Origin of the sequence: Saccharothrix xinjiangensis (genome assembly GCF_039527585.1) — a bacterium.
In the GTDB taxonomy this organism is placed as follows: domain Bacteria; phylum Actinomycetota; class Actinomycetes; order Mycobacteriales; family Pseudonocardiaceae; genus Actinosynnema; species Actinosynnema xinjiangensis.
Map to the genome: position 1 here is coordinate 207,447 of NZ_BAAAKE010000005.1, position 13,722 is coordinate 221,168.

The following is a 13,722-nucleotide window of genomic DNA, read 5'->3' on the forward strand; positions in this document are numbered from 1 at the left end:
GGGCGGAACAAGGCCCAGAAGGTTGCAACTCCTTGCAGGATCTTGCGTCACCCCGCGTACGGCTCGATGCCCGCGGGGCCACGCCGGCGCGGCGGCCCCGACACGCGCCCTGGCCCGCTCGCCCACTCGAAAGTACTTTCTAGGTGGAAAGTCCTTTCTGATGACCGGGGGTCGCGGTGGACGAAGCCGAGAGGGCGTTGGCCGAGGTGCGGCGCCAACGAGAGGCGATGGCGGAGCGGGTGAGCCTGCCCTGGTGGTTCCGCGTGCTGTTCGCGGCGGCCTGGGGCGGTGTGCTCGCCGGTCCCGCGTTGATGCGCGACCACGAACGGCTGAGCGTGCCGGAGTTCCCCTACGTGCTGGTCGCCGTGGTCGTCCTGCTGGTGACGCTGGCGGACTACCGCCGCCGGTCGGCGCTGCACACGGTGGTGCGCAGCCGCGCCTACCCCTCGTTGCGCGGGCAGGTCCCGGCCACCGCGGCGGTGTTCGGTGGCGGCGCGGCGGTCGTGTGGGGGTTGACCCTGGCCGGTTTGCCCCACCAGGCGCTCACGTGCGCGCTGGTCGTGGCCGGCCTGGGGGCCGCGCAGGCGTGGCGGGTCAACACCGCCATCCGCCAGGACGTGCTGGCGGGCGGGTGACCGCGGACGAGCCGCCGCCCTCGGGCCTCGACGCCGTGATCCACCCGTTGCCGCGGCTGTCGCTGTGCGCCGCACTGGCAGCCGGTCCGGAGTGGGTCGAGTTCGCGGTCGTGCGCTCCACCACGGGGCTGAGCGACTCGGCGGTGTCCAAGCACTCGCGGGCGCTCGAAGAGGGCGGGTACGTCGAAATCCGCAAGGGCGCCGTCGGCCGGCGCCCGAAGACGTGGCTGAGGCTGACACCGAGGGGACGTGACCGGCTGGAAGGGCACATCGGCGCTCTGCAACGGCTGGTCAACGCCAGGTCGGACGACGCTCGGCGGACCGCGGGGGACGCCGGCTGACGCCGGTGGCGCGGAGGGATCGGTCGGATCCTCCGCACCACCGGCGTCCCCGCCTCAGCGCCGCGGCTGGAGGGTCTTGCTCCACAGCGACCGCCCGGCGATGTCGCGCAACCACACCGTCAGCTCGCCGTCCCGCGACACCTCGACCTCGCCGAAGTGCTGGAACCCGTCCAGCGGCGTCGTGTTCGCCGCCGGCGGCGCGTTGACGAACACCGCCTCCGGCCCGAACGTCGGGTCCAGCGCGTTCGGTCCGAACGCGCCCGCGTTCAGCGGACCCGACACGAACTCCCAGAACGGGTCGAAGTCCTGGAACGCCGCCCGCTCCGGCGAGTAGTGGTGCGCCGCCGTGTAGTGGACGTCGGCGGTCAGCCACACGGTGTTGCGCACGCGCCGGCGCTTGATCTCCCGCAGCACCCGCGCCAACTCGTGCTCACGCCCGCCCGGCGCGCCCGGCAGGCCGTTGGCGACGCCCTCGACGTCCACGCCGTCGGGCACGGTGAGACCGATGGGCAGGTCCGCGGCGATGACCTTCCACGTTGCGGTGCTGCGGTCCAGCGAGTCGACCAGCCAGCGCGCCTGCTTCTCACCCAGCACGTGCCCGACGCCGTCGCGCGGCGAGGTGTTGGCGTCCTTGTAGGACCGCATGTCCAGCACGAACACCTCGACGTGCGCGCCGTACCGGAACTTGCGGTAGACCCGCCCGTCCACGGCCCGCAGCGGGTCGATCGGCTGCCACTCGTGGAACGCCCGGAACGCCCGCTCGGCCAGCACGTCCACCCGCTTCTCGGTGTAGAGCGGGGAGTCCAGGATCTCACCCGGGTACCAGTTGTTGGTCACCTCGTGGTCGTCCCACTGCACGATCATGGGCACCTGCGCGGCGAACGAGCGGTACTGCGGGTCGAGCAGGTTGTAGGCGAACTGGCCCCGGTACTCGTCCAGGGTCTCGGCGACCTTCAGCTTCTCCGGGATGACCAGGTTGCGCCACACCCGGCCGTCCGGCAGCGCCACCGACTCCCGGAGCGGCCCGTCCGCGTACACGGTGTCGCCGCTGTTGATGAAGAAGTCCGGCCGGCGGGCCGCGACGGCGCCGAAGATCGGCATGCCGCCCAGGTCCGGGTTGCTGCCCCAGCCCTGCCCGGCCACGTCGCCGGACCAGGCGAACCGCACCTCCTCGCGCCCGATCGGCGCGGTGCGGAAGCTGCCGGTCACGGCCTCGCTGCGGGCGCGACCTCCCAGGTCCTCGGCGACCACGCGGTAGTGCACGCGCCGACCGGCGGGCAGCCCGCGCAGCCGCACCCGGCCCGTGCCGCCGGTCTCCGGCGTGAGCAGCGGGCCGCGCACCACCCTGGAACGGCGGAACGACGGGTCGCCGGACACCTCGACCAGCATCCGCGCCGGCCGGTCGGCCCGCGTCCACACCAGGCCGCCGTCGACGGTCACGTCACCGGACTGCACGCCGTGCGTGAGCACCGGGCGGTTCCGGCCGTGCGCGAAGGCCACCCCGCCGGGCACGAGCGCCGCGGCCGCACCGATCGCCCCGGCGCGCAGCAGCGTCCGCCGGTCCATCCGTCCACCAGTCATGCGGGGTTTGTAGTCGGCGAAGCCGAACCCGGGGTGAACGCGCCGCGAACGCCGCGCGCCTCACTGCTGCTGACTGGGCAACCGCCCCTCGGCCATCCGCTTCGCCACGTCCCGCCGCAGCCAGAACAGGTACACCCACACCAGGCTGAACACCACGCCGATGATGCCCAGCGCGACCATCGCGAACCACCCGGCGATCATCACCACGTGCAGCGCGACGATCACGTACGCGCTCCACGAGCGCTTCAGCAGCGCGCACGTGCCGAGGAACGCGACGATCAGGCCGAGCACCAGGTACCCGGTGCCGCTGCCGATGCCGCCACCCAGGTTCGCCACCACCGGCAGCGCCAGGGCGACCACGACGGCCTCCAGGATCAGCGTGCCCGCCATGATCCCCCGGAAGCCCTTCATCGGGTCCTTCTTGGGCGCGGGGGCGGTCATGAGGGCTCCTTGCCGAACAGGGCCCGCGCCTCGCCCGCGGTCACCACCGAACCGGTCACCACCACGCCGCCGCCGGAGACCGCGTCGCCGTCGTCGTTCTCCTCGGCGAGCCGGACCGCCTCCTCCAGCGCGTCGGGCAGGTGCGGCTGCACGAGCATCCGGTCCTCGCCGAAGATCGGGATGGCCACGCCGGCGAGCAGGTCGGGGTCCATGGCGCGGGGCGAGGAGTTCGCGGTCAGCACGACCTCCTGCGCCACCGGCTCCAGCGCGGACAGGATGCCGACCGCGTCCTTGTCGTCCATCACGCCGACCACGGCGACCAGCTTGCGGAAGCCGAACTCCTCGTCCAGCGCCTTCGCCAGCGCCTGCGCGCCGTGCGGGTTGTGCGCCGCGTCGACCAGCACGGTCGGCGCCGAGCGCACCCGCTCCAGCCGGCCGGGCGAGGTCACGCCGGCGAACGCCTCGCGCACCGCCTCCACGTCCAGCTGCCGGTCCGCGCCCGCGCCGAAGAACGCCTCCACGGCGGCCAGCGCCAGCACCGCGTTCGCCGCCTGGTGCGCGCCGTGCAGCGGCAGGAAGACGTCCTCGTACACGCCGCCGAGGCCCTGGAGCCGCAGCACCTGGCCGCCCACCGCGACGTCGCGCTGGAGCACGCCGAACTCCGAGCCCAGCCGCGCGACCGCGGCGCCCACCTCGGCGCACCGCCGCAGCAGCACCTGCTCCACCGCGGCCTCCTGCTGCGCGAGCACGGCGACCGCGCCGGGCTTGACGATCCCGGCCTTCTCCTCCGCGATGCCCGCGAGGTCGCTGCCCAGGTACTCGACGTGGTCGAGCCCGATGGGGGTGATCACCGCGACCCGTCCGTCGACGACGTTCGTGGCGTCCCAGGAGCCGCCCATGCCGACCTCGACCACGGCGGCGTCCACCGGCGCGTCCGCGAACGCGGCGAACGCCATGCCGGTGAGCACCTCGAACTTGCTCATCGGCACCTCGTTGCGCCCGTCCACGATCGCCACGTACGGCTCGACGTCCCGGTAGACCTCGACGTAGCGCTCGGGGCTGATCGGCGCGCCGTCCACGCTGATCCGCTCGGTGGCCAGCTGGAGGTGCGGGCTGGTGTACCGGCCGGTGCGCAGGCCGACGCGCGTGAGCAGCGCGTCCACCATGCGCGAGGTGGACGTCTTGCCGTTCGTCCCGCCCACGTGCAGCACCGGGTAGGAGCGGTGGGGGTCGCCGAGCAGGTCGACCAGCTGCCCGATCCTGGTCAGGCTCGGTTCCAGCTTGGTCTCCGGCCAGCGGGTGTTCAGCTCCGCCTCGGCCTGGCGCAGGTCGTCCAGCGCTCCCGCTTCGAACCCGGTCACGACCGCGCGCCCGCGTCTTCGGGGCGCTGGGCCGGTGCGGTGGGGGTCTCGGTCACGGTGGGAGTCTACGGAGGCGCGGGTATCGACTTCTCACCAGATACCTGGTAGCGCCCCTGACGTGTGATGCTGTCGCACGGCAGGGGACCCGCGCCGGACCACCCGGTCCGGCGGTCCCGGTGAGGGGGCGTGCGTCGAGGTGATCGGGAGACCGGCGTAGTGGACGAGTACCGCATCGAGGACCACCCGGACCTGCGGGACGACGGGTGGGCGCGGGAGGCCGCGCGGCGGGCGGAGCGGGAGGCCAGGGTGCGGCGGCTGCGCTCGTGGCGGCCCCGCCGACGGGTCCTGGGCGGCCTGGCGATCGCCGTGGCGGCGGTGCTGCTGGCGTGGGCGGTGATCGCCACGGGGTCGGGCGAGCCGGACGCGTTCGACCCGGACGAGCCGTTCGCGCGCACGACCGCGGCGGACTGGGCGGACGGCGCGGACGGGGTGGTGGCGCCGGAGGCCGCGGCGGTCGGCGGGTTCACCGCCGAGCGGGTCGCCGACGCCTACGCGCGGGTGCGGCAGGCCGTGGTGACGGCGCGGCTGGACCGGCGGGTGGTGGCCGACCACGACCTGGAGCCGCTGTTCGCGCTGTTCGCCCCGGACCTGCGCGACTCGCTGCGCACCCTGTTCGACGGGCGCAACGACGGCGAGGCGGCGCTGGTGGCCACGCGCGCGGACCCGGGCTCGCGGCTCGCGGAGGCGGAGCCGAAGGTGCGCGGCAAGATGGCCGCCGAGGTCGGTCCGGCGGGCGAACTGGTGGTGCGCACCGACTACACGATCGCCTACGCGTTCCGCCCCGACCGGCCCGAGGCGGTGCGCGGGCCGCTGGACGCGGTGGCCGTGGCCCGGTTCCAGGTGCGGTACGCGGTGCGCTCGGGCTCGCCCGGCGTCGAGGGGCTGTGGGCCGACGAGTCCGTCGGCACGCTGCGCTCGATCGCGTGCACGGCCGCGAAGCGCGGCTACCTGGCGCCGGCCCTGGCCGAGCCGGGCTTGCCGCCGGGGTTGGACTTCGACGTCGCCGTGCCCGCGTCACCGACCGACGGCTGCCCCGACTGAACAGGGCGCGGCGAGGTCACTCGTTCGGCCGATTCGCCGGTGGGTGACGCCGCTCACAATTGACGTTGATCACTGGTTCCGCCGCAGGTGAGGGCGCCGGATCCACGGGCCGGACAACCCCTTGGGGCCCGTGGGCAGCGGCCGTGCGCCGGCCTGCCCGGGGCGGTCGATCGGGGAGACCGCCGGCGTGCTCGCGCGGGGTGCGCCGGCGGCGCGAAGGCCTCGCGGGCGCCCGGTGGGGGCAGAATGGGCGGCATGGAGCGCAGGCCACCGGAGCAGGACGTCGACGAGTCGCGGCTGGAGGTCGGCGAGCCGAAGCGCTGGGCGGCGGGGCTGCCGGGGGTGGCGGTGTCGCTCAAGCGCGGCGTGGAGCAGATGGGCGTGGCGCGGACGGCGACCACGCTGCGGCTGCTCAACCAGCGGGAGGGCTTCGACTGCCCGGGGTGCGCGTGGCCGGAGCCGCAGGGGCACCGCAGGCTGGCCGAGTTCTGCGAGAACGGCGCCAAGGCGGTGGCCGAGGAGGCGACCAGGCGGCGCGTCGGCCCGGAGTTCTTCCGGCGGCACCCCGTCGCCGAGCTGGCCGGGAAGACCGACTACTGGCTGGGGCAGCAGGGCCGGATCACCGAGCCGGTGGTGCTGCGCGAGGGCTCGGCGCACTACGAGCCGATCTCCTGGCAGGACGCGTTCGACCTGGTCGCGACGGAGCTGAACGGCCTGGCGAGCCCGGACGAGGCCGTGTTCTACACCTCCGGCCGCACCAGCAACGAGGCCGCGTTCCTCTACCAGCTGCTGGTCCGCTCCTTCGGCACGAACAACCTGCCGGACTGCTCCAACATGTGCCACGAGTCGTCGGGCGCGGCGCTGTCGGAGACCACCGGCATCGGCAAGGGCTCGGTCGGCATCGACGACTTCGCCCACGCCGACCTGATCGTGGTGGTGGGCCAGAACCCGGGCACCAACCACCCGCGGATGCTGTCGGCGCTGGAGGAGGCCAAGCGCGCGGGCGCGCGCATCGTGGCGGTGAACCCGTTGCCGGAGGCCGGGTTGCTGCGGTTCAAGAACCCGCAGAACGCGCGCGGCCTGGTCGGCCCCGGCACGGCACTGGCCGACGAGTTCCTCCAGATCCGGCTGGGCGGCGACCAGGCGCTGTTCCAGGCGGCGGGCCACCTGCTGCTGAGGTGGGGCGCGGCGGACGAGGAGTTCGTCGGGCGCAGCACCCACGGTTTCGCCGAGTACGCCGACCACGTGCGGGAGCTGGACTGGGCGGCGGTCGACCGCGCCACGGGCCTGCCGCGCGCGCAGGTGGAGGGGTTCGCCCGGCTGCTGGCCGGCTCGGAGCGCACGATCTTCTGCTGGGCCATGGGCCTGACCCAGCACCGGCACGCCGTGCCGACGATCCGCGAGATCGCGAACGTGGCGCTGCTGCGCGGCATGATCGGCAAGCGGGGCGCGGGCCTGTGCCCGGTGCGCGGCCACTCCAACGTGCAAGGCGACCGGACCATGGGCATCTGGGAGAAGATGCCGGAGGCGTTCCTGGCCAACCTGGAGTCGGAGTTCGGCATCGAGGTGCCGCGCGCCCACGGCCTGGACACGGTGGGCGCGATCCGCGCCATGCGCGACGGCCGGGCGAAGGTGTTCTTCGCCGTCGGCGGCAACTTCGTCTCCGCCACGCCGGACACGCCGGTGACCGAGGCGGCGATGCGGGGCCTCGACCTGACCGTGCAGGTGTCGACCAAGCTCAACCGCTCGCACGTGGTGCACGGGCGCACCGCGTTGATCCTGCCCGCGCTGGGGCGCACCGAGAGCGACCTCCAGCACGGCGGCGAGCAGTTCGTCACGGTCGAGGACTCGATGTCGGTGGTGCACCGCTCGCGCGGCCGGCTGGAACCGGCGGGCGACCGGCTGCTGTCGGAGGTGTCGATCGTGTGCCGGCTGGCGCGCGCCGTGCTCGGGCCGGCCCACCCGGTGCCGTGGGAGGAGTTCGAGAAGGACTACGACCGGATCCGGGACCGGATCGCCCGGGTGGTGCCGGGCTGCGCGGACTACAACGAGAGGGTGCGCCGCCCGGACGGCTTCGTGCTGCCGCACGCGCCGCGCGACGCCCGCGAGTTCACCGGGACCCGCACCGGCAAGGCGCAGTTCTCGGCCAACGCGCTGACCGTGCTGGAGGTGCCGCCGGGGCGGCTGCTGTTGCAGACCCTGCGCAGCCACGACCAGTACAACACCACGATCTACGGCCTGGACGACCGCTACCGGGGCGTGAAGGACGGCCGGCGGGTGGTGTTCGTCAGCCCCGACGACCTGGCCGGGCTGGGCCTGCGCGACGGGCAGCACGTGGACCTGGTGGGCGAGTGGCCGGACGACCCGACCGGGGTGACCGAGCGGCGAGCGCCCCGCTTCCGCGTGGTGGCCTACCCGACGGCGCGCGGCTGCGCGGCGGCGTACTTCCCCGAGGCGAACGCCCTGGTGCCGCTGGACTCGACCGCCGAGGTGTCGGGCACGCCCACGTCGAAGTCGGTCGTGGTGCGGCTGGAGGCGGTGGACTAGCCGGCGGGCGCGGTCGCCACCCCGAGGAGCGCGGCGTCGGGCGAGCCGGGCACGCCCTCCTCGCCCGGTTCGGGGTCGACCAGCCCTGGTCCTCGCGCGTCAGCGGAACCCCCAAGGGTTCTTCGGGCACCCCCGTAACGACCGCCGCCACCCGGGCGAACACACCGGTGTGACCGCCAGGACCGCGCTGGCCGCCGCGGCGCTGTTCGCGCTGGCCGCGTGCACCGCCGAACCGCAGACCGCGCAGACCGCGCCGACCACCGCGACGACGTCGCCCGCCCCCACCGAGTCGGCGGGCGTGAACTGCGCGGACGCGCCGCAGGACGTGGTCGCGGCGGCGTTGCGGCTGCGCCTGAACCACTCGCGCCAGTCCATCGTCGACAACGTCGTGACGTGCACCTACGACGGCGGCGGCGCCCAGGTCCGGTTCACCACCGGCGCGGACGCCGCGTCGTTCGCGAGGCGGCGCGCCGAGCACCGCGACGCCGTCGACGTGCCCGGATTCCGGGACGAGGCGTACCGGACCACGACCACCTCCGGCGAGGTCGTGCGGACGGTCGTGGTGGCCCGGCGCGGCACGGTCGAGATCGAGGTGTCCTCCGGCGCCAACACCGGGCACGCCGAGCAGCTCGTCTCGGAGCTGTTCGCCCGGCTCTAGCGGGACGACCACCGCTCCAGCACGGCCATCGCCGCGTTGTGCCCGCCGATGCCGCTGACCCCGCCGCCGCGCCGCGCGCCCGCGCCGCAGACGAACAGGTTGGCCACGTCGGTCTCCACGCCCCAGCGGCCGACCTCGGCCTCGTCCTCGGCGAACGGCCAGGCCAGCCCGCCGTGGAAGATGTTGCCGCGCGGCAGGCCCAGCTCCGCCTCCAGGTCGAGCGGCGAGCGGGCCTCCAGGCACGGCCGGCCCTCGGCGTCGGTGGCCAGGCAGGACTCGATCGGCTCGACCAGGTGCTCGTCCAGCGCGGCCAGGTAGCGGCCGACCAGCTCGTCCCGCAGCCCCTCGCGGCCCTCGAACAGCGCGGCGGGCGTGTGCAGGCCGAACAGCGTCAGCGTGTGCCACCCGCGCTCGACCAGCTCCGGCGCGAGGATCGACGGGTCGGTCAGCGTGTGGCAGTACATCTCCGCGGGCAGCACCGACGGCACGCGCCCGGCGGCGCTCTCCCGGTAGGCGGTCTCCAGCTGCCCGTAGGACTCGTCCAGGTGCAGCGTGCCCGCGAACGCCAGCCGCGGGTCGATCCCGGACCGGAACCGGGGCAGCCGCTCCAGCAGCATGTTCACCTTCAGCTGGCAGCCCTCGGCCACCGCGCGCCGCGGGCGGCCCCGCAGGACGTCCAAAGTGGACGGCGCGACGCCGGACAGCACGAACCTCGCGCCCACCGCGCGGCCGTCGTGCTCGACCTCGGCGGTGACGCCGTCGGCGTCCACCCGGGTCACCTCCGCCCCGGTCACCACCTCCGCGCCCGCCTCCCGCGCCACCCGCGCCAGCTCGGCCGTCACCGCGCCCATGCCGCCCACCGGCACCAGCCACTCCCCCGAGCCGTTGCCGATCACGTGGTAGAGGAAGCACCGGTTGGCCGCCAGGTCGTGCAGCGACGCGTGCGTGCCGATCAGCCCGTCCGTGCCCACCACGCCGCGCACCACGTCGTCGGCGAACAGCTCCTCCAGGCCCTCCCCGAGCGGGCGCTCCACCACCCGGTCCCACACGGCCGGGTCGACCAGCGAGCGGGCGCGCGCCCGGGACACCAGCGGCTCCAGCGCGGTCGGCGCGAGCGCCCTCGCGAACCCCTCCAGCTCCCCGTACCAGCGCCGCCAGCGCTCGTGCTCGGCGTCCGACCCGGTCAGCGCGCGGAACGAGGCCGCGGTCGCCGGTCCCGGGTCCCGCTCGACCAGCAGGTCGCCCGCCGGCGTGTACGACGACGCGGCCCGCGGCCGCAGCCGCACGCGCAGCCCCAGGTCGGCCACGACCCGGTCGGGCAGCAGGCTGACCAGGTACGAGTACCGCGACAGCCGCGCCTCCACGCCGGGGAACGCCCGCTCGCTCACGGCCGCGCCGCCGACGTGCCCCAGCTTCTCCAGCACCAGCACGCCCAGGCCGGCGCGCGCCAGGTAGGCCGCCGCCACCAGCGCGTTGTGCCCGCCGCCGACCACCACCACGTCGTAGTTGCCCACCGCGCAGACCCTAGCCGGTGAACAGGGCGGTGACCTTGCGGATCAGCTCGACCAGCCCGTAGGCCAGCGGCAGCCCGACCCACAGCCAGGCGAGGACGACCAGCGCGCGCCGGTTCACCGGACCACCTCCCCCACCGGTTCGTGGTACTTGGCGTCGACGGGCCGGACCAGCTCGTTGGCGACGAAGCCGACCACCAGCAGGCCCATCATGATGAACAGCGAGGTCGTGTAGAGGTCGGGCCCGCTCCTGCCGGCGGCCAGCTGCCCGTCGGCGATGGCGTTGACGATCAGCGGCCCGAGCACGCCCGCCAGGGACCACGCGGTGAGCAGCCGGCCGTGGATCGCGCCGACCTGGTAGGTGCCGAACAGGTCCTTCAGGTAGGCCGGGACGGTGGCGAACCCGCCGCCGTAGAACGACAGGATCAGCATCGCGCACACCACGAACAGCGGCTTGGACGCGTTGCCCGCCAGCGCCAGCACGAGGTAGGTCAGCGCGCCGACGCCCAGGTACAGGCGGTAGACGTTCTTGCGCCCCACCAGGTCCGAGGTGGACGACCACGCGATCCGGCCGACCATGTTGGCCAGCGACAGCAGGGCCACGAAGCCGGCGGCCGCGCCCGCGGCGACCGGCACGGGGGTGCCCTCGAAGAAGTCCCGGATCATCGGCGAGGCCTTCTCCAGGATGCCGATGCCCGCGGTCACGTTGAAGCACAGCACCACCCACAGGCACCAGAACTGCGGCGTGCGCAGGGCGTTGCGCGCGGAGACGTTGACCGCGGACCGCGCCACGGCCTTCTCCGCCACGGTGGCCGGCACCCGCACCAGCAGCACGCCCACCGACATGAACACCGCGTAGACCACGCCGTGCACCAGGAAGGTCCGCGCGATGCCGCCGCTGTCGCGCCCGAAGGACTCCAGCATCTGCGCCGACCAGGGCGAGGCGATCAGCGCGCCGCCGCCGAAACCCATGATGGCGATGCCGGTGGCCATGCCCGGCCGGTCCGGGAACCACTTGATCAGCGTGGACACCGGCGAGATGTAGCCGATGCCGAGCCCGATGCCGCCGACGAACCCGTAGCCGAGCACGACCAGCCAGTACTGCTGCGTCCACGCGCCGAGCGCGGAGATCAGGAACCCGGACGAGAAGCAGGTGGCGGACACGAACATGGCCCACCGCGGCCCGTTGCGCTCCACCAGCGTGCCGCCGAACGCCGCCGACAGGCCGAGCATCACGATGCCCAGCTGGAACGGCAGCGCGCTCTGCGTGCCGGTGAGCCCGAGGGCGTCCTCCAGGGGCGGCTTGAACACGCTCCACGCGTACGCCTGGCCGATCGCCAGGTGCACCGACAGCGCGGCGGGCGGCACCAACCAGCGGTTCCAGTCCGGCGGGGCGATCGTCCTGGAGCGGTCCAGGAAACCCATTGGCCGACACCTCCGTAGCCTGGTGGTTGGCTTGCGGGGAAACTTAGCCTGGTGAAGGAGTTTGCGCGATGGGCCGAGTGACCGTGCGTCGCCCAGTGGTCAGCTACGTGCGACGAACGCCCCGCAAGCGGGTCGACTCGTTGGCCGCCGAGGAGCCGTTGGAGCTGCGCGTCGGCGGTCGGGCGCTGGCCGTGACCATGCGCACACCCGGCCACGACGTGGAGCTGGCGCACGGGTTCCTGCTCTCCGAGGGCGTGATCGCCGGCCTGGCCGACGTGGCCGTGGCGCGGTACTGCGCGGGCGCCGGGCCGGACGGGGTGAACACCTACAACGTCCTGGACCTGGCGCTGGCCGAGGGCGTGGCCCCGCCCGAGCCGGGGGTCGAGCGGAACTTCTACACGACCTCGTCGTGCGGGGTGTGCGGCAAGGCGGCGCTGGACGCGGTCAAGCTCAAGACCCGGCACTCCCCCGCCGGCGACCCCGTGTCGGTCGACGTGGACGTGCTCACCGGCCTGCCGGACGCGCTGCGCGAGCGGCAGAAGGTGTTCGCCGCGACCGGCGGGCTGCACGCCGCCGGGCTGTTCACCGCCTCGGGCGAGGCGCTGGTCGTGCGCGAGGACGTGGGCAGGCACAACGCCGTGGACAAGGTGCTGGGCTGGGCCGTGCTGGCCGACCGGGCGCCGCTGGCCGGGACCGTGCTGGTGGTGTCGGGTCGGGCCTCGTTCGAGCTGGTCCAGAAGGCCGCGATGGCGGGCGTGCCGGTGCTGGCGGCGGTGTCCGCGCCGTCGTCGCTGGCCGTCGAGCTGGCCGACGAGCAGGGCGTGACGCTGGTCGGGTTCCTGCGCGGCGACTCGATGAACGTCTACACCCACCACGAACGGGTGACCGCGTGAGACCCCCCGGCGTGAGACCCCCCGGCGTGAGACCCCCCGGCGTGAGACCCCCCGGCGTGAGACCCCTCGACGGGGTGACCGTGGTCAGCCTCGAACAGGCCGTGGCCGTCCCGTACGCCTCCCGGCTGCTGGCCGACCTGGGCGCGCGGGTGATCAAGGTCGAGCGGCCGGGCGGGGGCGACTTCGCCCGCGACTACGACACCGCGTGCGGCTCGGTGTCCTCGTACTTCGCCTGGACCAACGTCGGCAAGGAGTCGGTGGCGCTCGACCTGAAGGACCCGGCGGGCCGCGAGGTGGTCGACCGCCTGGTCGCCGTCGCCGACGTGGTCCTGTGCAACCTGTCCCCGGACGCCGCGCGCCGCCTGGGCCTGGACGCCGACTCCCTCCGCCGGGGGAAACCCGGACTGGTGGTGGGCGAGCTGTCCGCGTACGGCACGGACGGCCCGTACGCGGGGCGCAAGGCGTTCGACGCCCTGGTCCAGTCCGAGGTCGGCCTGGTCGAGCTGACCGGGGACGGCGAGGTCACCGCCCGCGCCGGCATCTCGGTGGCCGACATCGCCGCCGGCGTGCAGCTGCACTCCGCCGTGCTGGCCGCCCTGCTGCACCGCGCCCGCACCGGCGAGGGCGCGACCCTGCGCCTGTCGCTGTTCGAGGCGATGGCCGAGTGGATGCACCAGCCGATGCTGTACGCGGCGGGCACCGGGGCCGCCGCGCCGCGCACCGGGGCGCACCACCCCAGCATCGCGCCCTACGGCCCGTTCCGGTGCGCCGACGGCGCCGTGCACCTGGCCGTGCAGAACGACCCGCAGTGGCGGCGGCTGTGCCGCGTCCTCGGCAGGCCCGAGCTGGCCGACGACCCGCGCTTCGGCACGGTCGGCTCCCGCGTCGCCCACCGCGCCGCCCTGCACGCCGCCCTGGACTTCTCCGCGTGGGCCGCCGCCGACCTGCTGGCCGCGCTCGACGGGGCGGACGTGCCCGCGGCCCGCACCCGCACCGTGGCCGAGCTGCCCGAGCACCCCCAGGTCGTCGCGCGCGACCGGCTGACCGGGGTGACCGTGCCCGGTGGCGGGGTACCCCTGCTGCGACCGCCGGTCGACTCCAGCGCGTGGGGGTGGGAACCCGCGCCCGTGCCGTCGCCCGGTGAGCACACCGAACGCGTGGTCCGGGAACTCGGTTACTCCGAAGAAGAGGTGAGGGCACTTCTGGCCACGGCGGCCCGTTGAGTGAA

13 protein-coding genes are annotated in these 13,722 nt (G+C 74.3%); 7 read left to right on the forward strand and 6 right to left on the reverse strand.

What is annotated here, in order from left to right; genetic code table 11:
• Positions 1–176 precede the first annotated feature (176 nt).
• Together ABD223_RS14380 and ABD223_RS14385 are read left to right on the forward strand one after the other, a co-directional pair.
• A complete protein-coding gene (locus tag ABD223_RS14380) occupies positions 177–635 on the forward strand; it encodes a hypothetical protein (RefSeq protein WP_344036682.1) in 459 nt (152 codons plus the stop codon).
• Positions 632–976 (forward strand): winged helix-turn-helix domain-containing protein, encoded by a 345-nt coding sequence (locus tag ABD223_RS14385; protein ID WP_344036683.1) that lies wholly within the window; start codon positions 632–634, stop codon positions 974–976. Before ABD223_RS14380 ends, ABD223_RS14385 begins: the two co-directional genes overlap by 4 nt.
• 54 nt (positions 977–1,030) lie before the next feature.
• Here the strand turns inward: ABD223_RS14385 and ABD223_RS14390 are convergent, their stop codons facing one another.
• Genes ABD223_RS14390 through folC form a run of 3 tightly spaced genes read right to left on the reverse strand, consistent with a single transcriptional unit; the run spans position 1,031 to position 4,359 of the window.
• Positions 1,031–2,557 (reverse strand): alkaline phosphatase D family protein, encoded by a 1,527-nt coding sequence (locus ABD223_RS14390; RefSeq protein WP_344036684.1) that lies wholly within the window; start codon positions 2,555–2,557, stop codon positions 1,031–1,033.
• A gap of 60 nt (positions 2,558–2,617) precedes the next feature.
• A complete protein-coding gene (locus ABD223_RS14395) occupies positions 2,618–2,998 on the reverse strand; it encodes a DUF4233 domain-containing protein (protein WP_344036685.1) in 381 nt (126 codons plus the stop codon).
• Entirely contained in the window at positions 2,995–4,359 is a 1,365-nt protein-coding gene (folC, locus tag ABD223_RS14400) for a bifunctional tetrahydrofolate synthase/dihydrofolate synthase (protein WP_344036686.1), read from the reverse strand. Before folC ends, ABD223_RS14395 begins: the two co-directional genes overlap by 4 nt.
• A 186-nt stretch (positions 4,360–4,545) precedes the next feature.
• Between folC and ABD223_RS14405 the strand changes: the two genes are divergently transcribed.
• From ABD223_RS14405 to ABD223_RS14415, 3 genes are all read left to right on the forward strand, one after another.
• Positions 4,546–5,460 carry a hypothetical protein gene (locus ABD223_RS14405; RefSeq protein WP_344036687.1) on the forward strand — a complete coding sequence of 305 codons (915 nt, stop codon included), beginning with the start codon at positions 4,546–4,548 and terminating at the stop codon, positions 5,458–5,460.
• Between the two features lie 255 nt (positions 5,461–5,715).
• Complete coding sequence (locus ABD223_RS14410) at positions 5,716–8,007, forward strand: FdhF/YdeP family oxidoreductase (protein ID WP_344036688.1); 2,292 nt, start codon at positions 5,716–5,718, stop codon at positions 8,005–8,007.
• Between the two features lie 169 nt (positions 8,008–8,176).
• Positions 8,177–8,665 (forward strand): hypothetical protein, encoded by a 489-nt coding sequence (locus ABD223_RS14415; RefSeq protein WP_344036689.1) that lies wholly within the window; start codon positions 8,177–8,179, stop codon positions 8,663–8,665.
• Here ABD223_RS14415 and ABD223_RS14420 read toward each other — a convergent pair.
• From ABD223_RS14420 to ABD223_RS14425, 3 genes are read right to left on the reverse strand one after another with little or no spacing between them, the layout of a single operon-like run.
• The gene (locus tag ABD223_RS14420; protein ID WP_344036690.1) at positions 8,662–10,179 is read right to left on the reverse strand and encodes a phytoene desaturase family protein; all 1,518 of its coding nucleotides are present in this window, start codon (positions 10,177–10,179) and stop codon (positions 8,662–8,664) included. The genes ABD223_RS14415 and ABD223_RS14420 overlap by 4 nt on opposite strands.
• A gap of 10 nt (positions 10,180–10,189) precedes the next feature.
• Positions 10,190–10,297, reverse strand: coding sequence for an MFS transporter small subunit (locus ABD223_RS43520; RefSeq protein ID WP_415362880.1), 108 nt, complete (start codon positions 10,295–10,297; stop codon positions 10,190–10,192).
• Positions 10,294–11,601, reverse strand: coding sequence for an OFA family MFS transporter (locus ABD223_RS14425; RefSeq protein WP_344036691.1), 1,308 nt, complete (start codon positions 11,599–11,601; stop codon positions 10,294–10,296). Before ABD223_RS14425 ends, ABD223_RS43520 begins: the two co-directional genes overlap by 4 nt.
• 68 nt (positions 11,602–11,669) lie before the next feature.
• Here ABD223_RS14425 and fdhD point away from each other — a divergent pair, with 68 nt between their 5' ends.
• Positions 11,670–12,494 (forward strand): formate dehydrogenase accessory sulfurtransferase FdhD, encoded by an 825-nt coding sequence (gene fdhD / locus ABD223_RS14430; protein ID WP_344036692.1) that lies wholly within the window; start codon positions 11,670–11,672, stop codon positions 12,492–12,494.
• A 56-nt stretch (positions 12,495–12,550) separates the two neighbouring features.
• Positions 12,551–13,717 carry a CaiB/BaiF CoA transferase family protein gene (locus ABD223_RS14435; RefSeq protein ID WP_344036693.1) on the forward strand — a complete coding sequence of 389 codons (1,167 nt, stop codon included), beginning with the start codon at positions 12,551–12,553 and terminating at the stop codon, positions 13,715–13,717.
• The last annotated feature ends 5 nt before the right edge of the window (positions 13,718–13,722 follow it).